This is a genomic window from Gimesia benthica (assembly GCF_009720525.1).
GTDB lineage: Bacteria > Planctomycetota > Planctomycetia > Planctomycetales > Planctomycetaceae > Gimesia > Gimesia benthica.
In genome coordinates, this window is sequence record NZ_CP043930.1 from 233834 (window position 1) to 259358 (window position 25525).

General features: G+C 52.6%; 17 protein-coding genes. 7 read left to right on the forward strand and 10 right to left on the reverse strand.

Going from position 1 to position 25525, the window contains the following annotated elements; genetic code table 11:
* The first annotated feature begins 74 nt into the window (after positions 1-74).
* Complete coding sequence (locus tag F1728_RS01075) at positions 75-1205, forward strand: hypothetical protein (RefSeq protein ID WP_155362532.1); 1131 nt, start codon at positions 75-77, stop codon at positions 1203-1205.
* 30 nt (positions 1206-1235) lie between these two features.
* Here F1728_RS01075 and cmk read toward each other — a convergent pair whose 3' ends face one another.
* Together cmk and F1728_RS01085 are read right to left on the reverse strand one after the other, a co-directional pair.
* The gene (gene cmk / locus F1728_RS01080; protein ID WP_155362533.1) at positions 1236-1898 is read right to left on the reverse strand and encodes a (d)CMP kinase; all 663 of its coding nucleotides are present in this window, start codon (positions 1896-1898) and stop codon (positions 1236-1238) included.
* 3 nt (positions 1899-1901) lie between these two features.
* Entirely contained in the window at positions 1902-4817 is a 2916-nt protein-coding gene (locus F1728_RS01085) for a glycoside hydrolase family 38 N-terminal domain-containing protein (protein WP_155362534.1), read from the reverse strand.
* Positions 4818-5492: 675 nt separating this feature from the next.
* Here F1728_RS01085 and pilM point away from each other — a divergent pair.
* From pilM to F1728_RS01100, 3 genes are all read left to right on the forward strand, one after another.
* Positions 5493-7643 (forward strand): type IV pilus assembly protein PilM, encoded by a 2151-nt coding sequence (gene pilM / locus F1728_RS01090; protein WP_155362535.1) that lies wholly within the window; start codon positions 5493-5495, stop codon positions 7641-7643.
* Between the two features lie 97 nt (positions 7644-7740).
* Entirely contained in the window at positions 7741-9516 is a 1776-nt protein-coding gene (locus F1728_RS01095; protein WP_155362536.1) for a hypothetical protein, read from the forward strand.
* A gap of 65 nt (positions 9517-9581) precedes the next feature.
* A complete protein-coding gene (locus F1728_RS01100) occupies positions 9582-11786 on the forward strand; it encodes a hypothetical protein (RefSeq protein WP_194242629.1) in 2205 nt (734 codons plus the stop codon).
* Positions 11787-11902: 116 nt separating this feature from the next.
* Here the strand turns inward: F1728_RS01100 and F1728_RS01105 are convergent, their stop codons facing one another.
* A complete protein-coding gene (locus tag F1728_RS01105) occupies positions 11903-13321 on the reverse strand; it encodes a bifunctional folylpolyglutamate synthase/dihydrofolate synthase (RefSeq protein WP_155362538.1) in 1419 nt (472 codons plus the stop codon).
* Between the two features lie 200 nt (positions 13322-13521).
* Here F1728_RS01105 and F1728_RS01110 point away from each other — a divergent pair, with 200 nt between their 5' ends.
* Positions 13522-14010: a DinB family protein gene (locus tag F1728_RS01110; RefSeq protein ID WP_155362539.1), complete on the forward strand. Its 489-nt coding sequence runs from the start codon at positions 13522-13524 to the stop codon at positions 14008-14010.
* Between the two features lie 161 nt (positions 14011-14171).
* Complete coding sequence (locus tag F1728_RS01115) at positions 14172-14504, forward strand: hypothetical protein (protein ID WP_155362540.1); 333 nt, start codon at positions 14172-14174, stop codon at positions 14502-14504.
* A 14-nt stretch (positions 14505-14518) separates the two neighbouring features.
* Here F1728_RS01115 and F1728_RS01120 read toward each other — a convergent pair whose 3' ends face one another.
* The 6 genes from F1728_RS01120 to F1728_RS01145 all read right to left on the reverse strand — a co-directional run bounded on the left by F1728_RS01120 (position 14519) and on the right by F1728_RS01145 (position 22436).
* On the reverse strand, positions 14519-15733 hold the full coding sequence (locus tag F1728_RS01120) for a nucleotide-binding protein (RefSeq protein WP_155362541.1): 1215 nt from the start codon (positions 15731-15733) through the stop codon (positions 14519-14521).
* Positions 15734-15818: 85 nt separating this feature from the next.
* Positions 15819-17633 (reverse strand): type II and III secretion system protein family protein, encoded by a 1815-nt coding sequence (locus tag F1728_RS01125; RefSeq protein WP_155362542.1) that lies wholly within the window; start codon positions 17631-17633, stop codon positions 15819-15821.
* A 121-nt stretch (positions 17634-17754) separates the two neighbouring features.
* Positions 17755-18801: a Flp pilus assembly protein CpaB gene (gene cpaB, locus F1728_RS01130; protein ID WP_155362543.1), complete on the reverse strand. Its 1047-nt coding sequence runs from the start codon at positions 18799-18801 to the stop codon at positions 17755-17757.
* 292 nt (positions 18802-19093) lie between these two features.
* Complete coding sequence (locus F1728_RS01135; protein WP_155362544.1) at positions 19094-19645, reverse strand: A24 family peptidase; 552 nt, start codon at positions 19643-19645, stop codon at positions 19094-19096.
* A gap of 637 nt (positions 19646-20282) precedes the next feature.
* Positions 20283-20456, reverse strand: coding sequence for a Flp family type IVb pilin (locus F1728_RS01140; protein ID WP_144985973.1), 174 nt, complete (start codon positions 20454-20456; stop codon positions 20283-20285).
* Positions 20457-20990: 534 nt separating this feature from the next.
* The gene (locus F1728_RS01145; protein WP_155362545.1) at positions 20991-22436 is read right to left on the reverse strand and encodes a hypothetical protein; all 1446 of its coding nucleotides are present in this window, start codon (positions 22434-22436) and stop codon (positions 20991-20993) included.
* 292 nt (positions 22437-22728) lie between these two features.
* Here F1728_RS01145 and F1728_RS01150 point away from each other — a divergent pair, with 292 nt between their 5' ends.
* Positions 22729-23721, forward strand: coding sequence for a glycosyltransferase family 2 protein (locus F1728_RS01150; protein ID WP_228030446.1), 993 nt, complete (start codon positions 22729-22731; stop codon positions 23719-23721).
* 44 nt (positions 23722-23765) lie between these two features.
* Here F1728_RS01150 and F1728_RS01155 read toward each other — a convergent pair whose 3' ends face one another.
* Positions 23766-25499 carry a divalent metal cation transporter gene (locus tag F1728_RS01155; protein WP_155362546.1) on the reverse strand — a complete coding sequence of 578 codons (1734 nt, stop codon included), beginning with the start codon at positions 25497-25499 and terminating at the stop codon, positions 23766-23768.
* Between the last annotated feature and the right edge of the window lie 26 nt (positions 25500-25525).

Here is a 25525-nt window from a genome sequence, read left to right on the forward strand (position 1 = left end):
CTGAAGAGAGAATTTATTGTTTCTGACGAAACAGGTAAAACATTGAATCGTCTCATTTTCAGGAGGGGGAAGAAATGAGGTTTGCGCTGGTTTTCTATTCCACGCTCGTTATCCACATCTGCGGATCGGCAATTTTCGCCGAAGAACCAGCAGCACCCAAGTCCATTGAAGATGTCTTTCGTGAACTCGAACCTGCGCCGGCACCCTCTCTGACAGATCCCGCAACTCCAGCGCAACTCCCCCTGGAATCCCAGGTCGAAGCCATTACTGCTCCCACTGTGCAGCCTGCCGCCTGTCCCGGCGGAACGGGCTGTAACTGCGGTACCTGTAATTGCCAGACTCCGGTCTGCAGCTGTGAATCCTGCCAGACCTGCACGCTCTGCGATCGCATTCCTCTGCTGAATCGCTTTCCCAGCGACCGCTGTTTCGAAGACTTCGTGATGCCGGTCAGCAATCCAGTCTGGTCTATCGATCCCCGCTCGCTGACTTATGTTAGAGGCATCTTCATCAATCAGATGATCGATTCCCAAACGCCGGTTCTGGGGGCAGGGGACCTGCAGGTTTACGCACTTCAGCTGGGAGTCGCGCTCAACGAACGCCTCTCAGTCATCGCCGTCAAAGATGGTTACAACACCCTGCAGACACGGGGAATCGGCAACCGAACCGGCTGGTCCGACATCGGCCTGGGACTGAAATACGTTCTGGTCCGCGATGTGGAAAACCAGTTCCTGCTGTCGGGGGGACTGATTTACGAGGCTACCAACGGCAGTTCACGCGTCTTCCAGGGGAATGGCGACAGTGTCTGGACTCCGTATCTGTCGATCGGTAAGCAGATTGGTTCTGGGCACCTCATCGCCTCCACCGGATATCACGTTCCCGGAGATACTGCTGAAGAATCGCAGTCGATTTACTACAGCGTGCATTACGACCACCCCGTAACCAGCAAACTCTCTGCTCTGGCTGAGTTGAACGGCATCGTCTACACCAAAAGCGGTCAGGCTCTCCCTCTGAATATCGAAGGGGGCGACTGGATCAACCTGGGTTCATCCAGTGTTGCTGGAAACAATGTCCTGACATTCGCCTTCGGTGCCGACTATCGCTTCAATAAGTGTCTGTCATTCGCCGCTGCCTGGGAATTCCCGCTGTCCAACAGAAAAGATCTGCTCGACAGTCGTACGACCGCCACTTTGACTCTGATGTTTTAATTACGAGTTCAACCGTAATCAGTTCGGCATTCACTCGGCTGAAGCAGCCTGACGCTCACGAACTGTCTGCTCGAGCTGATCCAGGACTTCCTCGATTGAAAGCTGAGAGGTATTGATTTCCACCGCATCGTCGGCCGGTTTTAACGGGGCGACGGTGCGGCTTTCATCCCGCTGATCGCGCTGGTGGATCTGCTGCAGTATCTCTGCCTGGGTAATCTCCTGATCCTGTCCCTGCATTTCATCAAAGCGACGCCGGGCACGCTCTTCGGGGTCGGCAATCAGAAAGAACTTGCAAAGTGCATCTGGAAACACCACCGTCCCCTGATCGCGTCCTTCGCTGACAATATTCACCCCCTCAGCAGCCTGTCGCTGCAGATGCACCAGAGCTTCCCGGACCGCTGGATACTGCGCGACCTGCGACGCCGCTTCCGAAACTTCTGCAGTTCGAATTGCCTGGGTGACATCCTCTCCGTTCAGAATCACATGTGCGTCAGCAAAGGAAATACGAATCTGCTGACTGACGTCGCCGACGGACTGTGAGTCTGCTGGATCGATGCCCTGGTTCAGGACCGCCAGCGCCACACAACGATACATGGCCCCGGTATCCAGAAACTCGAAACCCAACCGCTGAGACAGCCCCCGCGCTGCGGTGCTTTTACCCGATCCTGCAGGACCATCAATCGTCACGATCATCTGTCAGTTCGACTCCTCAAAGAAAATTTCGATCTCAGCAATTTCATACAGCGACATTTCGACCAGCACCGCATCCTCTTCTACGGGGAGCTCGACAACGGTCTTCCCCTGGAAATCACGCTGTCGGGCGCTCACAGGGGATTTGAAACAACGCAGTTTTATTGAACGATGTACGCCTTCCGTTTCGAGCAGACGTACGGCAAACCCTTTCCGCGAATCATCGGGTCGCAGCTCATCGCGTTTAAGATCCATCACCCGGGTGATCTGCACGTTACTGGCCGATACATGGAACAGCCAACCCTGATCGCCCATTCGCGGCGGACCTGCGGGACTGGCATACTGAGCTACCGGCACCATCGCATTTCGAGCCAGCTGCATCGGGAAGTTCTGGTTCAAGGCAATCGAGAATTGGAACTCGCGTCTGGTTTCCCCTTCGACCACCAGCATACTGTCGAGCATGCGGGGACCGGTTTTGCGATGGAAGGGCAGCCCGTGATTTAGAATCGTCACCCGCTCCTCGCCTTCGGCGATTTCAAAATAGTGCGGGCCTTCGAAACGTTCTCCCTGAAACGCGTGGGCACTTTCCAGGAGCGAACGCGTCAGGGACGCTGTGCTGTCTCCCCAGGCAAAACGGGCCGCATAGTAATGGTCCCACGGATTTCCTTCGGGCTGTACCTGCACATCCAGCTCAATTTTCACATCCAGTACCGGACGCCCCCGCCACAATTGAAATGTCTGTCGGAATGTCGCCAGGGGGCTGTCGCTGACCTGATCATACAATTCACCAGTGGTGACAATCTCGCCCATTCCGGGCCCGGCACAGGTCAATTCGGCCTTCACACTTCGAATAGCAGCATAGGGTGTTTTCTCATCCCAGTCCCCCAGGGGATCGGGGCGGGGAATATTCCGCTGATAGGGGAAACGATATGACAACTGCTGACTCAGGCGATTAGGCTTACGACCATACTCTTTGATCTGCGCAATCCCGCCGGTCTCTTCATGGATGTGCACCTCGAAGAATTCGTTGCGTAACAGGAGCGGCTCACCGATCGGAATATTACTCTTAACCGCCGGTGCCGGCTTCTTCCCAGGCTGCAGCCAGACGAATCCCGCACCTGGTATTTCCACCACCGCCTGTTTGCGCTGCCCGTCGAACTGAGTCGCCTTGATGTAATCCCGCGGCTCCGGTTCGAAGGGAAAATCGGAGAGATCGACAACGACACGCCGGTTAAACGAAAGTGAATTCAACAGCAGCACACCGGACTGCGATGAGTCAGCTCCCTGAAGAATGATGTCGGCCAGTTTTTTGACACCCGCGTCCCGGAAACCCTCCAGTGCTGCACGTGCCGCCTGAATCATCTCTTCCTCAGCGTCCGGGTGTGCGTCTTCAACCTTTGCTTCCAGCTCTAATAAAGAAGGCTCTTGAATCGGCTTCCCATAGATTGCCTGGGCCACTGTCTGAAACCAGCGTCCCGCCATAAACTCGTCATGTCTTTGAAAGCAGTCAATGAAGCGACTCAACGGGTCCGGCTTCCGCATCGCCACCAGTTGGCTCAAAAAGGGAGAGAGATACTCTCGCGCATCGTAGGAAGAATGCCGCCCTGAAGATTCGGTATCCTGAAAGAAGTCATTCAGCAGGACGAAGCTACCTAATACCGGCGCGTAGCGATGAATGCGTTTCATGTCCTGATAAAAGGGCGATTTCACATCAGGCCAGCGGGCAAACATTAATGCCCCGACCTGATCTTCCTCCATCGACTCCGCCATTCGTTGGGGGAATCGCAGATAGCTCGCAGCACCTTCGGCTGACATCGGAATCCGAGAGTAGGCATCCAGAATGGTGCCGTCTGCCCCCTCCCAGTGAATCTTACTCTGTTCGTAATCCGGATAAATCCCGTCATCCAGAACCAGGTGCAGGGCTGAATGGAATCCCGATCGATGCAGGAGCATCGGCAGCAGGGAAGCCAGTCCGAACCGTCGTCGCGCCCAGGTCGTCGGTGCCCGTCCTGAAAGTTCGCGAATCTTCTCTGAACCAGCCTGTAACTGCCAGATCAGCGATTCCACCGCAATCACAGGGGTGGCAATCTCTTCCCGCTCACCACCGATGACTTCCGTCTCCCTGTTATCACAGCTCTTTTTCAAGACCGTGATCAGGTCCGGATTCTGTTCCGCAACAGTCTCCAGATCCTGCGCCGTAATCAGGATGTTCAGAGGTTGTTCGTCTTCGATCGCCTCTTGGAAACTCTCCTTGGCCCATTCTGGAGCCACCAGACAAAGGTCAATCAGGTAACAGTCGATGGGATAAAACCGTTCGCGGTTTTCCAGCAACACTTCGAAACAGGCCTTGAGATGCGCCCGGGCAGCTTCTTCATCGTGAGCGAGGGCAGCATCGGCGGCGGCAATTGCTTCCCGTTGAATCGTAGCTTCATCCAGGCTACTGAAATGGTGCATGCAGCGGGTGAGCAGTTCCAGCTGAATATAACAGAAACCGAGTGCGTAAAAATCAGCGACCAGATCTGCTGACAACTCGACCACTGCAGGCGAATCAGGCTTCTCTGTCTCAGATTCACCTGACTCCTCGGTGGAGTGCAGGGGGGCTAAGGCCGCCTCGGTATATTCGTCGCGCTGGATTTTGCCGCTGACAACGGTCGCTCCGTTCGACTCAGCCTCTTCAATCCATCCGTAAGGCAGCCAGTCCTCCGCCGTCTTGGGGACCAGCAACAGTCGATCGGTCAGAAACTGGGGAGGCTCATCGGAGCGGTGCCAGCTCGGAATCACCCGGGTTGTTGCCAACAATTCCGGATGCCAGGCAACCGCAAAGGCATTCAGCAGGCTTTCCGCCTCTTTTTCATCCAGCTCTGTCGGGAAGTCATCCAGACTGTGGCACGGAATCAATATCACAATGTCATTGTATGTCATTTCACTGCAATACTTTACAGAAGATATAACTTTATGAGATTACGCGGCAGGCCTGGTGTCGGCACAAACCGTCACAACAATTAGCATACGTAAACTGGTTCCGAGTATCCATAGTGCTGATTCCCACAGGGGTCAGAAATCCCAAATGCATGCTGAAACAATACTTAAATACAGCCCCATTTCACCCGCTCACAGACCATATCTCACAGCGACTAACCTGATTCTGTGGATGAAATCCAGCAAAAAATCTGGAAAAATCGTACTAAAATGATGTTTGCGGGAACTTTTCGCCCAGAAGCATCCGTCCAACATTTCGAGAGGCAGATAAAAGGCCACTCAGGAGGCCCAAAAAGAGCATCGTTAAACCGCTTTTCCGGGCTTCCAGTTGCAGGGAGCAGATTGATAAAATTTGATGAACTCGATGGCAAAACCCGTTATTTCATTGACTTTATACAAAACCCTGTGATAGCCTTATGTTAGGGAATTATCTCTATCGATTTTTTCCTGACCTGTCTCTACAGAAATGACTGAAATCAGATTCTTCCGGTCGCCTGAACAAGCTCTCTCATCCAGGTGACGGGAATTCACTTCGTACATTCAATTTCGAAACACGATTCGCAAGCACTCTGGTAGTACTGGTTCCAGTTCCACCAGAAAGCAGGAGTAACCAGACACATGGCAGAAAATCAAGCTGTTTGGGGCATTGAAATAGGACAGGCCGGACTGAAGGCCATCCGACTACGGTATGCCGAAGCGGCCGACCAGGTTATTGCGGTTGCCTTCGACTATATTCTGCATCCGAAAATTCTCAGCCAGCCCGATGCAGATCCCGAAGAATTGATCAGTCAGGCACTGGATACATTCCTCTCCCGTAATGAAATCAAGGGAGATGTGATTGCCATCAGCGTTCCGGGGCAGACATCACTGGCCCGTTTCATTCAACTGCCGCCGGTCCAGTCCAACCGTGTTCCGGAAATCGTCAAGTACGAAGCCAAGCAGCAGATCCCTTTCGCCCTGGAAGATGTCATCTGGGATTACCAGCCTCTGGGAGGCGGTATCGAAGAGGGGGGCTACATGCTGGATGCCGAAGTCGGCATCTTCGCCATGAAACGAGATCAGGTCCTCAAAACCCTGAAGCCGTTCATTGATCGTAAAGTCGAAGTGGAACTGATTCAGATCGCACCACTGGGTCTGTACAATACACTCTGCTACGACTCACTCGGCATGCGGGTCGATACCGATTACGACGGCAACCCGGAAGAGTCATCCATCGTAGTTGACATGGGTGCCGACAGTACCACCTTGATGGTAACGAACGGCAGCAAAATCTGGATCCGTAACGTCCCCATCGGCGGTAACCATTTCACACGTGCTTTGACCAAGGAAATGAAACTCACCTTTGCCAAAGCGGAACACCTGAAATGTAATGCCACCCGCTCCGAAGATCCCCGTGCGGTCTTCCAGGCACTGCGTCCCGTGTTCAACGAATACGTCTCGGAAATCCAGCGTTCCATCGGATATTTCTCCAGTGTGAACCGCGAAGCCAAGATCTCTAAGGTCTACGGTACCGGCAATGGTTTCAAACTCGCCGGTCTGCAGAAATTCCTGCAGCAGAACCTGCAATACGAAGTTGAACGTCTGGATGACTTCCAGGGGCTGGTCGGCGATGCCGTCCTCAACGAACCCCTGTTCCAGGACAACATCCTGACTTTCACAGTGCCCTACGGGATCGCCCTGCAGGCACTCAAGCAGACCATGATTCGCACCACGCTTCTGCCACCGGAAATTGCGACGGCCCGTAAAATCCGCCGCAAGAAACCATGGGCGGTGGTCAGTGCTGCTGCTTTGATGGTCGGCCTGTGTATTTCAGCCGTTGGTTACAGCAACGTTGCCAATTCGGTCAGCAAAGATCGCTTTGGGGAAGCAGAAACAAAAGTTAATAACCTCACCACACAGGTCTCGGGCTATAAATCCAGCTATGACTCCGCTGCCGGGGAATTCACAACCCTGATCGAAAACGGCAACAAACTGGTCTGGAACCTCGATTCGCGCGAGAACTGGCTGGAAGTTTACAAGGCCATTGATGAGTGTCTGCCACGTGATGTCGGCGATGAAATCGACAACGAACAGATTGCCAAGAGCAACCGCATCAAGTTGCCCGGTATCACAGTCACCCATCACAAAGATCTGGCCCAGTGGTTTGAAAAACTCTCTCCGCAGGCCAAATCGCTGTTGCCACCTATTGATAAAGAAAAGCCACCCGAAGGTGAAGGCTATGTCTTCACACTGACCGGCGTGCATTACCACAACGATGAATCCAAACCGACAACTGATGTCGGCGTACTCTATGTGCATGAAACACTACTCAAGAACCTGCAGTCATGGACTGTTAAAAACCCGAATTCTCAACCCGTGGATGTTCGCAAAATGGGGATTTCCCATGCGGTCATTCTCAAGGACGAAGTTCGTCCCTTCCAGTACTATCCGTACGGTAAACCACCCGGTATGCGCGGCACGGACGGCGGTATGGGCCGCGGTTTCGCGGGACTGGGAGGCGGTCAGCCAGGCATGGGAGCGCTTCCGGGAGAAGATGTCGGCTTCGGTTCGTCTCCAATGGGTCCGATGGGACGTCCGGGAGTTCGCCCGCGACCACGTCCCGAGAAAGAAACGAAAGTCATCCCGCTGAAGCAGACCACCTTCACGCTGGAGTTCGTCTGGCAACCAATTCCAGTGCTGGAGCGAGAAGAAAATCCACCGGAAGCACCTGCTGCTGAAGGAGAAGGGGGAGAGACTCCCGGCGCTGAAGGCGAGGCTCCTCCCGCCTGATCCGCGAAAACGGATTCGACTTTTGTGATGACTGATTTTGAAGTACAAGTAAAACTGAAAATAAACTGATTCTCTTCGGAGTGTAGAGGAAACCCCAATGGATAAATTGAAACCTCTGATTACTCATAAATTCTGGATCATCCTGTTCATCGCCCTCATCCTGCCTGTGGTAGGCTGGAGTATGGCAACGGGAAGTCTGGCTAAAGAAATCGATGAGCGTAAAACCGCTATCGATAAGGCGTTTACCGATGCCCAGATTCAGCCGAATCCTCCCAATGAGACCTGGTCCAGTGCACTTCGGGAAATCAACAAGAAGAAAGAGAGCTATATCGGTGAGTCGAATAAGTTCGTCTGGGAAAAGCAGAAAGAACTCTTTGTCTGGCCGCCGGAAATCACACCTCTGATGTCAGATACCCCTTACCGGGGTGAGATCACCCGTGTACCGCGTAACCTTTATCGTAGTGCCTACAAATTTGAAATCCTGCGTGCACATAAGGCCGCCAATCCCTTTGACATCAAAGATGGCACAGGACTGGTTCAACTTTCGCCGAATACCATTCCCCACGTTCCCCTGGACAAATGGAAAACCCTGCCTCCGACATCCGAAGAAATGTGGAACGCCCAGGAAGATGTCTGGCTGGTCACATCCATTCTGGAAGCGATCGCCAAAGTCAATAAAGGTGCAGCCAACATCAGTGAATCCCCGGTACGTCAGATTTCCGTTCTGGAACTGCGTGGTGGAACTCCCGGTGATGACGGCAGTGCTCCGGCCGGCGGCGACATGGAAGGAATGGGGGGCATGGATCCCGAAATGATGGCTGGCGGTGGTGGCATGTTTGGCGGGGGCAGCGGTGGTGCTGGTCCCGGTGCAGGCATGGACGGTGGCCGCGATGGCACACTCTCCATCGATGTCGATATGGACTTAATGAAGATCTTTGGTAACAACGTCGACGGCTCCGCCGGAGGTGGAGAAGGAGATATGGGTGGAGACATGTCCGCCGAAGGCATGGGCATGGTACCCGGTGGTATGGGAGGCGGCATGGGCGGCCAGTCCCAAAACCTGAAACGCTATTATAATGAGGAAGAAGACCTCCCCTATAAAACGCGCGCCTTTTATCTCAAAGCAACAATCCAGTCTTCCAAACTTCCAGATCTGCTGGCATCCCTGAGCAGCATGCCCTGGCCGACCAAAATTGTTCGCGTCCAGATGGCTTCGATGTACTCGGACAACATGCAGCCGATCGTCGCCAACGCAGGCGGTGGAGCCATGCGGGGCGGTGCCATGGGAGGCTCCGGTGCTGCAGGAGGCTTCGGTGCCGAATCTGGTTTTGGCAACGATAACTTTGGCTTACCTGGTGCAGGCGTGTCTGGTGGTTTTGGAATGGAAGCGGAAGCCGGAGGCGTTCCTGGTTCCGGTCTTCAACCCGGTGCGGAAAACCGCAGCTTGCTCGATGCAGCGATGAACGACCCGGAACTGGCAGTCGTCACTGTCGCCGGACTGATGACGCTTTATAAACCATATGTACCACCCGAAGGTGCTGAAGTAGCAGAACAGACTGATGGAAATCAGCAACCTGCCGGAGAAGCAGATGCAGCAACCGAAGGGCAGCCGGGCGATCCTGCTGCGACAGATGCTCCAGCAACAGATACTCCAGCGACTCCCGGTCAACCAGCAGCCTCAGGCCTGGCAACTCCAGGAACGACACCTGGTCAACCGGCAACGCCCCCCGCAACTCAGGGAGATACTCCCGCAGAGCCAGCGGACGGTAATAACAGTCCCCCTGCAGCAGAACCTGATGCAGGCACACAACCAGATGCATCCCAGCCGTCACCGCAGAACGAAACACCTGCTGAACCTGCTGGAAACCAGTAATGTAAGATTGATCTGAACCTGAAGTTAATCAGAGACAGTAAAACTCACTTAACGGAGAAGGTCCCGTGAAAAACCTGATGTCCAATCTCAAAGGAATGAATTACAAAGAATTTGCAGTGAACCATGCGGAAAAAATCGTATTGGGCTTCGTTGCATTGTTTGTACTCTTCGCCATCTTTACCTCCAAATGGTCGACCGAACAACGGACTCCACAGGAGTTAATCCAGAAGGTGGATACCTCTGAGTCCATGGTGGCTAACAGCCAGTGGCCTGAGGACAAACGGAAAGAATTCCTCAAACAGGATGACTTACGGGAAAAAGTGAAAAAGCTGATGATCGATGGCGTCGAAGCTTCGCCTTATGCTTTTTCTACCCCACTGGATTATCAGATCTACGCTAAAAAAGAACGCGCCAAAGAAGTGGACTGGCTCCCCGTGGAAGACCTGGTCGCCTCTTACGGACGTTTCATCATGATGACTCGTCCTGTTGACGCAACCACAGAAGAGGGAGCAGAAGGTTCAGAGTCTGGTACCGAAACTGAAAAAGCTAAACCGGATGAACCGGAATATGATCAATTCAAGCGTCGTACTACGACTGCCGGAATGGGCATGGATGGCATGGGCGGTCCCGGTTCTCCCACTGGTCTGACCTTCGGTGCGATTCCTGGCGAAGCTGAAATGATGGCCGCTGGTCCTGGTGGTTATGATCCGGGAATGGTTCCTCCCGAAATGGTAGGCGGCGCATTGCCGGAAGACCCTGCCATGATGGGCGCGGAAGGGATGGGCGGCATGGGAATGGCTGGCCCGGCCCGCGAAGGACGTGGTCTGCGGTTTGTTGCCGTCCGCGGTGTCTTCGACCTGGCCACACAGCAGGATAAACTGGAACGTTCACTGGGTGATGCCTACTCTCTGCAGAACATGCAGACCGGCAAACTGCTGGAATTCCTCGATTTCGAACTGGAACGCAAGAAAGCCGTCTCCGGTGCAGATCCCTGGGCTGGTCCCTGGGAAAAAGTCGATATCGATGTAGCCATTGAGACTCTCAACCAAAGCTCTGATTTCGATCCCGAAGTCGTCAACACAGGTATTACCGACCGGGTTTTCACCATGCCACTCCCCAGCCGTATCGCTGGATTCTGGTACAAGGTCGCTACACACCCCCGTGTTGAAAACTTCACCCTCAGCCAGGAGGAAATCGAACAGGAACTGGAAATCAATCGTCGCTTCCTGGATCAGTACAAGAAAACACATGCGAGTGAACGCGTCTTCAAAGAAAAGCAGAAAGGGTTCTCCACCCTGCAGCTTGACATGCGTGGCATTCGCAGCGACTTCATGTACGGCAGCCAGCCCGAAGCCATGGAGAACGTTTTCAGTGGCATGGTCGATGACATGAGACAGCAGCGTCCCGGCGAAGCCTTCGATGAAAAGAAATTCGTTCAGAAACTGAAAGCGAATGTGAGTGCCGCAGGTCGTCTGTTGCTGTTCCGTTACTTCGACTTTGACCTCACTCCCGGTGCGACCTACAAATATCGCGTCCGGCTGGTCGTGCGAAATCCAAACTACCAGCGTCCCATCGAAGAAGTGGTCCTGCCGGCTGTCGCTGAAGGGGAAACCCGTATGACTCCCTGGAGTAACGAAACCGCTGCGGTTACTGCTGAAGAAGATGTGCACTACTATCTGGAAAGTGTCCGACCTCCTCGGGGCATCAACGGCAAGACGGCGAACTTCGAAGTCTTCCAGTGGTACCCCAAAACCGGAACGACGATTCACTCTGTCCTGAAAACAGCCGTGGGTGAAGAGATCGGTGGTGAGCAGGTTGCTGAACTGTACGACGTCGCTAAAGAAGAATTCGACGAAAAAGCAACTGTCGAATTTGATACACAGAACTACCTGGTCGATGCCGTGGCTTCACCTTCCATTCGTCTGGAAGACCACCCGGACCTCAACCTGCCGGCGAACACACGCGGCAATCTGCCCATCGATGCAGAAGCCATTATCGTGGATAACTTCGGCAATCTGAAAACCTCATTGCCAGCAGCCGCTTCACGCGACTACGAGACTGTTAAAACCCGCTTCGGTCGGGAACGCAAGAGTCTTGAATGGGTTAAGGAAGCCACCGAAGCCCGTGAAACAGCTCCCACTGATGGCATGGAATTCGGTCTGGAAAGCATGAGTGCTGACTTTGCCGGAATCGAAGCAGAGATGATGGCGCCCACTCAGAAGAGTAAGAAGAACAAACGGAAACGGAATCCGATTCGCGTCGGACCGTAATCTTTCGAGTTCTGGATAATACCAAAGGGAAGTGGCTTCAGTGCCACTTCCCTTTTTTTCTGCGCATACGATTACGGTAGAGAGCGTACCATAGGCTCAGTTGAACACGGGGGAACCTAACAGGTTCCGGACAGCAGCACTTCATCGGTTTTACCGAGGAGCAGTTCCCGCATCTCTGCTGCGATAAAAAAGGAACCCGTCACGCAGATCAAAGTTTTATCTGTCGCTTCTGACCTGGCGCGCGACCAGGCGGCTTCGGGACTGGCAGTCACGACCAGTTCAGACGCGTTCCCGATCTCCCCTTGAATCGATCGAGTGATCTCATGCAGTTCCTCTACAGGAATCCGCCGCGGGTTGGAAAGATATTGTGTCAGAATTACTATCTGGAAATGAGGCAGCAGTGTTCTTAACATCTCCTGCACATCCTTGTCCCGCGTGACCGCGAAAATCAGCACCCGGTCCGGTTCAGAAAAACCGGCCGACAGTGTATCAACCAAAGCCTGAATAGAAGCACCATTATGTGCTGTATCCAGAACAACGGGAGGCTGCTTCTGCACCAGTTCAACGCGGGCGGGCCATTTCAGGTCGGCCATCCCTTTACGTAACAGATCCAACGGGATCTCGACTCCCTGTTGACGCAGATAGTCCAGAACGGTCACCGCCAGAGTCGCATTGATCGCCTGATGCGCACCCAGCAGGCTCACTGGAATCTGCTCCAGCCTGGACCAGGGGGTTAGCACTTCAACCTGCTGACAGGGAAGTCCGGTTGCCGCTGACAGCACCGGCATTTCAGCTGCTTCCACTGACCTTCCGGAAAAGTCCCGCTGCATCAAATAGAGCGGAGCCTGTTTCTCCTGGCTGATTTCCTCCAGCACGGCAATCGCCTCAGGCTGGGTGACACCACTGAAGACTGGAATCCCCGCTTTGATAATCCCCGCCTTTTCACGGGTAATCTGTTCGATTGTATTTCCCAGCAGGGCGGTGTGATCGTAGCTGATATTCGTGATGACTGTCACCAGAGGCGAACAGACATTCGTCGAATCCAGTCGACCTCCCAGACCGACTTCCATGACCGCGAAGTCAACCGACTGACGGGCAAACTGCATCCAGGCCAGAGCTGTCGTCAGCTCAAAAAATGTCGGGCTCAGACCAGTCTCTGCCTGGTCCATTTGCGCAACGACCTGGGAAAGCTCACTTACCAGCTCTACCAGTTCTTCCTGCTCCATCTGCTGACCATTGACCAGAATCCGTTCTTCGTAACGAGTCACGTGTGGAGAAGTAAACAGTCCCACGCGATAGCCGGCTGCTGAAAGCATTTCTGCCATCATTACCGAAGTAGAACCTTTTCCTTTGGTTCCGGCGACATGAATCGTGGGGACCCGATTCTGAGGATTCCCCAGAAGATTCAATAACGCCTCCATTCGGCTCAATTTGAAATCCTGGGTGGAATACTTGCTACTCCCCATCCGTTCATAATTGAGACGACCAAATAGAAAGTCCAGACTCTGCTGGTATCTTTCTGCCAAGACTCCCATGTCAGGCAGTTTCCTTATCTAACGCTGAAAATTGATCTGTTCACACTCAGGATTCCAGTCAGTTCAACCACAATCCCGATTCTTGTTCACTTCTGGCTGATATTATAGTCAGCCCCTTTTCCGATGTAGACCGTGAGGTATACAATCCAGCAAAGAATTTCACAACCGCCACACCGTCAGAACAACAGGGTGAACAGAAAATGAGTATCGATATCGCCACCATCCCCGAACTGCTCAAGTTTAACCGGGCCATGACCTTAAAAATATTGGATGAAATCAGTGAGTTCTCCGATCCGACGAGCGCACTGACCTTTAGACCTGGCCCCGGACGGGCACATATCGCCTGGCAGATTATGCATCTGGGCATTACGGAGGAGCTTTTCGCCTCACAGCGTCTGCGCTCAACAGATTCGTCCCTTACTCAATGGTTCGATTCGTACCAGAAAGGGACTAACGCCAGCGACGAAATCCCCTCGATCGACACCATTCGTTCGGTGTTGAGTGAATCCCGGGAAAATGTCCTCGATGCAATCTCTCAGATCACCGCAGCTGATCTGGAAACGGTTCCTGCAGGATTGAGTGAGCGTGGCTGGACCAATCAGATGGCATTACAGATTCTCTGCTGGCATGAGCCACACCATCAGGGGCAGGCCCATTTAACATTGAACTCCTGGAAAGCGCAACAGTAATTTCCAGGACTGTCTTCTGACAGAGCAGGGTACTGCTGAATCGCTATTGACAATATCCTGGTATCCACCGACAGTACGGCTTGGATACCAGGACATTTTTGCTGAAGAGATTCCACCTGAAGTGAGCCTTTGCACCTCTTTCAGTTGAAGGATCAGTGATCATGAGTTCGATCAATCCCGGAGCTGTCAATATTAACAGCTCATTCGCGGGTGCCCAGCGTAGTGATGCCACAGCCGAAAAACAGAAGTCTGATTCGGCGCAACGCAGTGGTGAGATCACCCAGAAAGAGATTACCGATCACCAACTGCACGATGTCGGTGACGCTGACAAATCCGGAGACCGCGATGCCGACGGACGCATGCCTCTGGGTTATGATGAAGGCGACGGTCAGGAACACCCACCTGGCAAGGACCAGCAGAGCGAAGAGGAGCATCCCCGACGGACTCCCGACGCAGACGGCACTCTCGGAACACATCTCGATCTGGATGCCTGAGGGTGTGCGGCAACCTACTTGGAATGATTCAGGAACCCAAAGAGACTCTTTTTCTTCTTCGCGGCTGAGTCTTCATCATGGGTCAGGCTGTCTCCACCCACGTGTGCAGCCAGCTGCATAATACTGCGGGTGAGTTTGGCCTTGGGAGCCTGCATAACCAACGGAACCCCGTTATTGCGGGATTCAACCATTGTGGCGTAATCGTTGGGGATCTGCGCGAAAATCTCGCGGCCGATTGTCTCCAGAGCTTTGTTTATACTGATCTGTGTATCTTCCAGCCCCAGACGATTCATGACCACCTTCACTTTATCAGCGATCTGATCATGGTTGTCAAAGAACTGGGAAAGGCGTACCACATTCCGTAAGCAGGGCAGGTCCAGCTGTGCCACCATTAAAACAGAATCGGAAAGTTCCATCGCTGCCAGGTCGAGACTGTTATAGCTCTTGCTGACATCAATCACCAGATGGGTGAATGTAGCCCGCAACAGGGCGATAATTCGCCTTAGTACGTCCGTATTGATTTGTGTGGACATATCCATCTGCACGGGTCGCGGCAGCAGAAACGCACCACAGTTATGTTTGGTCAATGATCGTTTCAGCAGCGAATAATCCAGCCGGGAAATGTTCTCAGCCACGTCCTGAATCGTGTAATCGGGAATGATATCCAGCCAGACATCAGAATCCCCCAATGCGAGATCCAGGTCGATCACCGCGACGCTGTTGTGTTCGTTACTCGCCAGACAGCAGGCCAGATTGATGGCCAGTGAAGTACAGCCCACGCCGCCACTCACACCAGCCACGGTAATGACCTGGCTGGAACGAGGCGCTTTATGTTCGCCACCCTCTGATTTCCCTGAAGAGATCTGGATGCGATTCAGCGCAGAGAGGAAGTCTTCCAGCACCAGCGGAAAGCCCAGGAACTCTTTCGCCCCGTTCCGCATGGCACGCAGAATCAGGCTGCCTTCCTGGGATCTGCTGACCACAATTACGCTGCAACTGGGCAGGTCCCGGGTTACCTGGGCAATCAGATTCAGGGCCATTTCCGGATCTGCGTCGAGCGAAATCAGAGCTATGTCCGGCTTGGTCTGTGAAACCACCTCAGTAAAGAATTCATATCGACTGCACTCAGCCTCGAGCCAGACCATATCGACACCAATCAGCATGTTTTTCAGCTCATTGCGCGTCGCCTCATTCGGATCAATAATTGATAGTCGAACTACTCCACTCATAAGTGATCACTTCTGCTTAAGGTATTAATTCTTCCCTCTGATTACTCTATTATCGAATCAGAGCGGGGCGGGTTTTAAATTTTTTCTAGCCCCCCGGTCCAATTAAACCAGGCTGTCCTTTGGGTGGTGTACTTAAAGTCCCCGGTTTAGGAGCCGGTGCCGGATTTCCCGTTTTCTGTTTGGGTTTCCACTGTCCCTGCGTTCCCTCGGTGAGGTCGGGAACCTTCATCCCCTGAGCACCAGCGACTGGTTTCGCGGGAGCCTGTTGCATCTTCTGCTGTTCCTGCAGGGCTTTTAGTTCTTCAGGAGACATCGCAGGCTTATGAATCACCTCAGACTGGATCGTCGGTGGTGCAGGGGGAGGCGGCATCTGCGACCGGGAAGCCGGAGGCAGTACATTATCTTCCATCTGCATCATAGACTCAGGACTGATTGGTCCAGGTACTGAATAGCGGCAGTCAGGACATTTGTCTCCATAGCTGGGAACTTCCAGCACACCATCTCCGTACAATTCACGATCGGTTGGTGTCGCGGTGAACCGCCCTGGTCCTCCCGGAGGAATCTGTCCCGCTTTCAGTGGCGAGACCAGTTCCGGCGTCACCATGATCACGAGTTCCGTTTCGCCTTCCGTATAACGTACCCGGCGGAATGCAGCTCCCACGACAGGCAGTTCGCCCAGGAAGGGAGTCTTGGATGTCTCTGCCGTTTTGCGGCTGGAGATCAGACCGGCAATAACCATGGTCTCACCAAAGTTCATTTCCACAGCAGTATTGGCCCGCCGCACAGTCAAACCGGGGACCGTAGTTCCGGAAACCTGTACCGCGTTAGAAAAGTCACGTTCACTGACTTCAGGTTGTACTTCGAGTCGCAGACGTCCATTTCCCAGTACGATGGGAACCGCTTCCATGCGAACACCAAACTCACGCCATTCAATGGTCACCGTCCCCAGACTCTGAGGTACGAGAATCGGAAATTCACCACCAGACAGCAGGTTAGCAGGGCGGCCACTGGTAGTAACCAGTTCCGGTTCCGCCAGAATCTTCAGTAAGGCTTCCTGTTTTAACGCTTCAATGAAGGCCTGGAAGATGCTGTTATCGCCAACGAGACCAAAGCCCATTGTGGCATTCCCCAGCAGCTGCTGGGAAGCTGTCAGAGCAGGTGGACCGCCGAAGGGAACGGAAATCCCTGTTAACGGTACCAGTGACCCCGGGTTGCTGTAAACATATCCGCTCTGGTTCAGGAACAGCCAGTTCACACCCAGCTGCCGAATCTTGGAACGCTGTACTTCCATGATTTTGACTTTCAGCAGAACCTGCTGCACACCAGCCAGCTTCATCTGATTCAAAACGCCGTTAGGGAAAAACTGTTCTGCGATTTCGACCATTTCGGTAATCGCTTCGGGCTCGGTTACCCAGCCTCGCAGCACAACCGAATCCTGTACCTTGATTGCGGTGACAGAAGAGCGGGGAAAGAGCTCTTTAAGATAGGCCTGCAGGTGACGGGCATCACCACTGACGAAGGTCTCTACAGAATAGATCTTTCCGTTTTCGTCAGTAATGACCAGAGTGGTCACTCCTGGCACCAGAGCCTGCACTCGAATTTCGTTGGGAGTCAGTGCGGTGACATTCAAAACCGTGGGGTCGAAGCCGTCGACACGCTTAATCTTGCCGGGAAACTTCAGAATCTTGGAGAACTTTTCTGTCACTTCCAGTTTCATCTGCTCGGCTGAAACCTGGACAACCGGCTCACTGGCTCCAGGTGGAACAGGTGGTTCGCCCTGCGAGTAGGCCGTGGAACCGATCAGGCTGAAGACCAGTGCCAGACAGAGTGAGAGTTCATGAACTTTGAAGGTTTTGTTGAAGGCCAGCATCCGTGCCCCTTGCTTTTTCAAATGAGTCAACCAGTGCCCCCTGAAGAGGGCCCTGGTATCACTCAGAATCGGTTATCAGTTTGTGCCTGCCAGGCCATCCTGCCTGTCTGGGCGACCCCCTGTCTGGTGAAACAGAGCAGGGGCTCACACTTCAATTGATTTTCTGCTTCTGTCTTTTCGTAAACGAGTCCCACAGATTTTTCAGAGCTGCCTGCTGATCACTCAGTTCCTCTTCCAGCAGTTCCACTTCCTGAACAATTTTTTCTTCGCCTGAATAAATTTCAATCTGCCACATTTTCTTTTCTTCTTCCATCGGCTCGACTTCGACTTCAGCAGAGGTCATCATCTGAGGCTCCTGCTGTTGATCGAGAAACTCTTTTGCCGACTTCGTGTTTTCCTGTGACTTCTTAACAACAGGCTGTTTGTCTTTCTTTACATCGCCCTGTGCCTCTTCACCATCCTGCAGGTATTCACTGCCATCTATTGAAAAGACCTCTGCCAGTTCCTGATCGTCAAACTGAACGTCCTCAGTGTCGGAATCATCTGATTGCGACCGCAGGGCGAGGTGAACTTCTCCTTTTTTCTCAGCCAGTTTCAGAATTGCTCCTTCACGGGGAGAGAGCAGTAACGATATGTTCTTGGATTTGACCTGGTTGCTTTCGGTTCCACCAACGTCAGTGAGATGATCCGTGGCAAAGATCTTGACGCGCTCCAGAATTACTTTAGTGATGGTCGACAATCCCCCCTGTTGCTTTCGCGCCGTGAATGTCACATACACATCAACAAAGTCACCCGGGAGTATCAAACCACTGTGTGTTTTGGTCATATCGACCGATGTCGTAAAGACCCGTTTTCCATCTGGAATTTCAACTGATGCGCCCCTTACACCTTGTTCACTGAGCTTCGCTTTCATCACGATTTCGCCAGGAACGGCCCGGGTTTTAATTGAGCGCTCTTTATATTCTTCCAGCTTTGTAACTGAGCCTTCTGGTATTTGATCAATGGGCCATGATTTAAATTTCACATTGGATTCCGTCAGGGGAGTCCCGGGGGCAATCTCGGAAATGGTCACCAGCACATTTGCTCGTTTAACCTCTTCCTTTTGATTATCCCGATTCAGGACCTGTCGGACGCCCAACATCGCAACTAAACCACAGCCGACTGCGACTACCAACATCATCAATGACTTCAGTTTCATTTCTGTCACCCGTAAAAGAGAAACACATCAGCGACACTCATGTTTCACACAGGCTCACAGGAGCACTGTGAATCGAAGTGACTGACCCGATGGGTAACTGCTTTCACAGTAAAACAGAAAGAACTTCTGCCATCATGGTCAACATCGGCACTCAGAGAGCGTTCGCTTCAATTTATAACGATTTTATCGTTTAAAATAATCATTCCGATTGGAGCGACCTCTTCGGCATGACAACCGAAGAGGTTCACAACCCCTGTTTTATCTATTTTCACAGACTTCAAATTTTCCAGTCTTACAGCAGGCCGGCATAGAAGAAGTAAGCGATTGATCCGATGCAGATCGGAATCCCGTAAGGCAGCAGGTACATGGTAGGCTTGCGTTCTTTAGCAATCCGCGACAGTTCCCGTGGGTTCTTGACGGAACGCCATTCGTCCAGAATCATGATCGCCTGCCCCAGGTGCTTGTAAAAGCTCTTGCGGTAGAGCACCATGGCGACAGCCATCACAGCTCCCACAACGGTTGTCACACAGAACGCATAGAAGGTGATTTTCACTCCCAGCCAGGCACCGATGCCGGCCATCAGTTTCACATCACCCGCGCCCATGCCACCGACGCTATACAGCGGGAGCAGAGTAGCCAGTCCGACAGCCATTCCCAGCAGTCCCCAGCCCAGGCCAGCCAGACCACCGGTCCAGGTCATGTAGACCAGACCAGACAGAACCATCGGATAGGTAATCCAGTTCGGAACCCGCAGTTCTTTACCATCAATGTAAGCAGCATAAATCAAGACGATGGAAACAAACTTAACATGCCAATTCTCGAGAAGTAACTGATGCCAATCCATCAATCTGGCCTTTCTTATTTCATTCTGAGTGAAATGCGGTTGAACACATTTCCTGAGGGATAGTTCTTGTCAGTAAATTTCACAGCCCAGGTAAGTCTCATTTTCTGTGAGTTCCACCGCCGTTCGAAGCAGAGGAGCTGAGCTGCGATCAGTTGTATGCTTATTATTCAGTCTAGGTCACAGACCGGGCAGGGCAGGGAATATCTTGAAAAAACAACGGTTTTTCCACGCCACTGGAGGGCCTGCATGAGAAGGCCACACTGTCTGTTGAAACGCCGGATTATTGAGACAATCGACGGCAGAATCACCGGCCAGTCTGCGAGACTGGTCTGACAGTGTGCCATTTTTTTGATCGGGCTTTAGATGCGGCTGCCGGTCAGCAGTGAAGTGAACCAGACAATGACCATCATAATCATCATCATAAATTCCAGAACTGCTCCCGCGTGGGCATCGAAATAATACGGAAACATACTGCACTCTCCTTGATTTTTAACAGTGATTGAAACACATGGGGATTTCATTGCCGGGGCAGGCTGAGGCCCTGAATTTCAGTGTCCCGTTACGCAAGAAAACGCTCAGCCGAATGGTTCGACTGAGCGGTTTTCTCGTAGTTTCGTTGCGATACAGATCGCCTCGATTAGGTCAACGCGTCACGAACCTGTTCGAATTTCGCATTGGCGTTTGTACCAACAGCCTGGATGGCAGTCAGACAAACGATGACGATCAGAGCCAGCATTACAGCGTATTCAACAGCTGTAGGACCATCTTCTGATACCAGGAAATTCTTGATGCTCTTTGTCAGATTCTTCATTGTTGCTCTCTTTCTTTCCAATTGGAGTCGAGTCATGAACCACATGCATCGACAAAACAACCAAGCCATGGTAATGAACCACAGCTCACCCGAAACATTGCCTCCCTGAGTGACGTCCTCGCAGGAAGCGTCCAATATGCCCCCTCTTAGAAGAGCTTAATTCTGTAAACAAAGAATGTTCACAGAAAATATTGGTGTAGATTGAACTCATATGAAAACGGAAATCTCTTTCCGATATGATGTCAAACTTGTTTTGCAGAGCTGATCCGTTTCACTTTCAGGATCAAACTTTTGCTACCTAAACCTAGGTCACGGGTTAAAACAGTCAAGCAGAGAAAGAAAAGATTTTTGGATAATATTTACCGGTTTCGTAAAAGAAACACTCAAGTCCGCGCAAACCGCTGCCGGGATAGCGTCTGTTTTTTACCTGTTGAGAATCGACAACTCGAAATTATTTTCGCGTCGCAAGCCGGTAATTTACCTGGAGAAAGCAAACTTGCCCTCGCAGAGTGATGGAGCATCTCCACAAGGGCGTTATTCTGCCTGCCAGTCCTGGAGCTTCTGCTCAATCCGTTCGCGGTCCAGCCGATCCGGATGCGTGTCGCGCAAAGCCCGCTTGAGGATCTCAACCGCCTGTACGGACTCTCCCCGCTGGTGATAACTGTTCGCCAGTTGAATCTGCACGACGGGTAACTGGGGCACCTGCTGCGCGGTATATTGCCACAAGTTCATGCCATTTTTCCAGACACTCAGGTAGTGAGAGGTCTGCAGACTGAAACGCGTGAAGAGTGCCAGCGCGAGGACACCAAACACAGCTGGCACCAGATAGCCTGACACACGCCGTCTGCCAAAATATCCGATAATCACACGAATTTTCAGTTGCTCCAGAATCTGATACAAGCCGCTGAACAGCAGTGCAAAAAATGGGATGCAGGGCAGATACAGATAACGGTCATTCATCAGAGTCGTGATCGGGAACAGGTTCAGCACCGGTAACAGCAGGAGCAAAAACGTGGCGCCCGCAAACAGAATCAACGGATTTCGTCTGCCCATCCGTACAAACAGCGCCGCTGCGATCAGCCAGCAGACGACCGACAACAGTACCAACTGACCAATGCCTGAAACAGGCGGGGCGTACAGTACCGAACGGCTCTGAGGCCAGATCAGCATCTGTACATATTTGGACATAATTACGCTGTCTACGGAGAGTATTTCGAGCTTGCTCATACCGAAGTGGTCGCGCACGCCCCCCAGTTCACTCGTCTGTGCCAGCATGGTAATCAGCAGTAAAAGCAGGGCACAGCAGCCGGGGAAGATCTGTCGCTTGACCGCTTCCCGGAAGGGAACTTTTACCACCCAGTAGTCGTAACAGAAGACAATCGCCGGCACGACGACTGCCAGTGCCTTGGAAAGTAAAGCCCCAATGAAACAGACAAATCCCCAGGTATTCTGTTCGAGTGTCCGCTCTTTTCTCAGCCAGTACCAGAGTGCTGCCAGGATGAACGCTCCGGACAGCAGCCCTTTGCGTGAAGAGATCCAGACCACGGTTTCAACCTGCACTGGATGAATCGCGAAGACCGCCGCCGTCGCCCAGCCCACCATTCGATTACCACTGAGTCGGGTGACCAGCAGATAAGCCAGCACTACATTGATCAGGTGCAGCAGAATGTTCGTCAGATGATATCCGCCGGCCCACAAACCATAGAGTGTATGATCAACCAGAAATGAAAAGACGGTGAGTGGCGCATAGTTACGCGTCACCACTTTTGTAGCTACCAGCTGCAGGTTTTCGGGCTGCCAGCTCTTGATCAGCGGATTGTGAATCACGTACCAGGGGTCATCCCAGTTGACAAAGTCAAAGGTCACAGCAGCGCCATAACTGACCAGCACGACCAGCGCCAGCGAGATCAGCGGCAGTTGCTGACTCTTGATGGCCAGCCAGATTTGCCAGGGCAGTTCGATTCGCTTTTGACCATTCATGAGATTAACACCATTTCTATCTGGATCCGCGGACGGAGTATCACGTACCCAAAACATAGTTTGAAATCCGTAAGCTGCAGACGCTTTGAAGAAAATGTTGCCTGAAGACAACATCCTCAGCGGGGACGGACACGAGAGCCGGTAAAATCGATAGAACCGGAAGCATTTCAAAATCCGCAGGACAGCGTCCTCTATCCCAGCGGCGAAGAGAGCGAATCGTGAACTAAGCTTAGATACAACATGATTTAAGCTGCCCGGCAGTGATCTACTTCACTTCTTCTCGGAGAGTAACGTGCTCGATTCATCCACCAGTGCCGATAGCAACCAGAGTGTCGCCGTCCCCGTCTTTGCACCTGACAGCGCCGAGATGATGGCCCAGTTCCAAAACCTGGAACCACTGCTGGCCGAAATCGAACAGTCCTACACTCCACAGACTGATACGCCACCGACTCCGGCGGAACCAGTTCCCACGACGGGCAAGACCGTCGTCGTCATGCCGGCTTATAATGCCGCTTCAACATTACTCAAAACACTCGCTGATCTACCACAGGATGTCGTCGACGAAATCATCCTGGTTGATGACGGCAGCACAGACGCCACCGTGGATCTCGCTCTGCGGGAAGGACTCACGGTCATCAGACATAAAGAAAACCGGGGTTATGGCGGGAACCAGAAGACCTGTTACCAGTATGCCCTGGAGCATGGCGCCGAATACATCGTTATGCTGCACCCCGACTATCAATATGACAGTCGCGTGGTGGGACTCGCAGTAGAGTTACTCAAACTGGATATCTGTGACGTCGTAATGGGTTCGCGGATCCGCACACGTAAGGAAGCCCTCGCGGGAGGTATGCCAGCCTGGAAATATCTGGCAAATCGTATGCTGACCATTACTGAAAACATTGCCCTGGGACAGAATCTGGGAGATTTTCACAGCGGTTTCCGTGCCTATCGCAGGGAAGTCCTGGAAACAATTCCATTCGAACGTAATTCCAATGACTTCGTCTTCGACAGCCAGTTCCTGGCACAGGCTGTTCACTTTCAATTCCGCGTGGGTGACATCCCGGTTCCGGTCCGCTATTTTCCTGAAGCTTCGAGTATCAACTTCCGCCGTTGTGTAAAGTATGGCATCTGCACTCTGGCTGTGCTGGCAAGGTTCTGGGCACAACGACTGCGAATTCGTCCTTCAAAAATATTCTTCAGTAAGCGGACCGATTCAGATACTGAGAATCGCGAAGAACTCCAGCAGGCTTCACAAAAAAAGACAGGCACGCCGGAAAATTAATTCCAGCGAATGCCTGCCTTGAAGAAGCTCTTAACGCGGTTTCGTTATTCGGCCGCAGGGGGCTGTTCAACCGGCGCCGGCTGGCGTACGAAGTGCACCACAATTGCGAGTCCGATAAAGATCCCCAGTGCGGTAAACCCGTATCCGGCAAAGCTGCTGGATTTGATACTGAAGAGTGAACCGAAGGTTGCCAGCAGGGTGGCGACCCCCATCGCGATGTTCCAGGCGAGCCGTTTGCCGCCTGTGGGAATCCGCTCGCCCAGGATCTGTTTTGAGTTCATCATAAAGAAGAACGTCAGGTAGGCGATCGGCAACAGCACCATTCCGAACATCGAAGTGGGAACTGCCAGCCAGGCCTTGGCATCCCCTTTCCAGAAGAAGGAGCCAACTGACCCCGTAATTGCCGGCATGAAACAACCAATCCGGTGATACATCCCTTTGGGTTCTACCCCCAGCATTTCGCAGAATACGAAGCCGTTGATCAACATCAGAATGATAATGGTGGAAACGGCCATCGATAACACACCGATCCCGAAGACCAGCTGTGAGACAGTGGCTCCCGCCAGCGGCTTCAGTGCAGAAGCCAGTTGGAAGGCATCTCGGTTGACCAGCATCGCAGCCAGCTTACGTTCCGGCAGGGGAATTGCATCCCGCTTCTGCTCCAGTGCCTGTTGATCGCTCGACAGTTCCTTCCACTCTCCGGGAGAAACTTCCGCCTGAATCCGGCTGTCCAGCAGCTTATGGTACTGTCCCAGCAGGCCCGGATCGGCTTTAACAACCTGTCCCTGTTCGTCTTTTTCCCCCAGCAGGCCCGCCGCCGGTTTCGCGTGGAACTGGGAAGCAGCTGCGATCACAACACAACTGGTCGCCAAAACGAATGGCACAAACAGACCGGTAGAAAGGTCGAACATTGCCAGACCACGGAAGTCCTTGTCCCAGCCTTTGGCCCGCATGGAGTATGGTAACAGGAAGGTCATATTGATACCGACGGCTGTCGCTGCCGCGGTGATCATCACCTTCTGCTGATTGCCGACAATCAGATTTTTCCAGTAATCGGCGTATTGTCCCGCTTCGGATAACACACCCGCAAACTCAGGAGAGGGATTATTAAACAGACTGAAATTAGGAATATAGCCGGCCAGAATCCTGGCCCAGTCCAGATCGTTTGTGGAAACACTCATCTTGATGACCACACCAAAGAAGCAGATCACCACGATCCCGACCAGGATCTTCAAAATTCCTTCAAACAGCTTGATGCCCCATCCGCCCGAATCGTAAAACCAGATCACAATCCCGGAAAGAATAAACATCATCGCGACCGCTAAGATTTTCCCGCTGTCATCATTGGTAAACAGTTCGGGGGCCAGATTCTGCTGGAGTGCCGCGGTTCCCAGTGCATACTGAGGCATACACCAGACCAGGTTGGCCATCAGGGTTGCAATCGCCCAGCCCCAACCCAGAACCGGGTTAATGTGTGTATTGATCGCCGTGAAGGGGCGTTCTTTGGTGGAGAGTGCAACGTAACCAATGGCACTCAACATGATCACGCCCATGATCATCGCCAGTGGCTGCAGCCACATCAGGTGATAACCGGAGAGAATCCCCAGATACAGACCACCGGCCAGTGACCCGCCCCCCAGTGTGATTGCACTCTGCAACCAGCCGGGACCAGAAAGTTTTGTGTATGCCAGTAACTTGGCTCCCGTACCACGCTGTTTGGCATCCAGAATTAACTGGCGATCTTGTTCAATCCGGGAATTGTCTGCTTCGTCTGTCATTGCAAACTCTTACTATATCTGTATTT

What these genes read in the sequence shown, in the direction of transcription:
- F1728_RS01120 (WP_155362541.1), bottom strand. Translation starts at nt 15,733, where the DNA reads ATGAGTGGAGTAGTTCGACTATCAATTATTGATCCGAATGAGGCGACG.
- pilM (WP_155362535.1), top strand. Translation starts at nt 5,493, where the DNA reads ATGGCAGAAAATCAAGCTGTTTGGGGCATTGAAATAGGACAGGCCGGA.
- F1728_RS01075 (WP_155362532.1), top strand. Translation starts at nt 75, where the DNA reads ATGAGGTTTGCGCTGGTTTTCTATTCCACGCTCGTTATCCACATCTGC.
- F1728_RS01115 (WP_155362540.1), top strand. Translation starts at nt 14,172, where the DNA reads ATGAGTTCGATCAATCCCGGAGCTGTCAATATTAACAGCTCATTCGCG.
- cpaB (WP_155362543.1), bottom strand. Translation starts at nt 18,801, where the DNA reads ATGAAACTGAAGTCATTGATGATGTTGGTAGTCGCAGTCGGCTGTGGT.
- F1728_RS01085 (WP_155362534.1), bottom strand. Translation starts at nt 4,817, where the DNA reads ATGACATACAATGACATTGTGATATTGATTCCGTGCCACAGTCTGGAT.
- F1728_RS01155 (WP_155362546.1), bottom strand. Translation starts at nt 25,499, where the DNA reads ATGACAGACGAAGCAGACAATTCCCGGATTGAACAAGATCGCCAGTTA.
- F1728_RS01095 (WP_155362536.1), top strand. Translation starts at nt 7,741, where the DNA reads ATGGATAAATTGAAACCTCTGATTACTCATAAATTCTGGATCATCCTG.
- F1728_RS01105 (WP_155362538.1), bottom strand. Translation starts at nt 13,321, where the DNA reads ATGGGAGTCTTGGCAGAAAGATACCAGCAGAGTCTGGACTTTCTATTT.
- F1728_RS01135 (WP_155362544.1), bottom strand. Translation starts at nt 19,645, where the DNA reads ATGGATTGGCATCAGTTACTTCTCGAGAATTGGCATGTTAAGTTTGTT.
- cmk (WP_155362533.1), bottom strand. Translation starts at nt 1,898, where the DNA reads ATGATCGTGACGATTGATGGTCCTGCAGGATCGGGTAAAAGCACCGCA.
- F1728_RS01110 (WP_155362539.1), top strand. Translation starts at nt 13,522, where the DNA reads ATGAGTATCGATATCGCCACCATCCCCGAACTGCTCAAGTTTAACCGG.
- F1728_RS01145 (WP_155362545.1), bottom strand. Translation starts at nt 22,436, where the DNA reads ATGAATGGTCAAAAGCGAATCGAACTGCCCTGGCAAATCTGGCTGGCC.
- F1728_RS01140 (WP_144985973.1), bottom strand. Translation starts at nt 20,456, where the DNA reads ATGAAGAATCTGACAAAGAGCATCAAGAATTTCCTGGTATCAGAAGAT.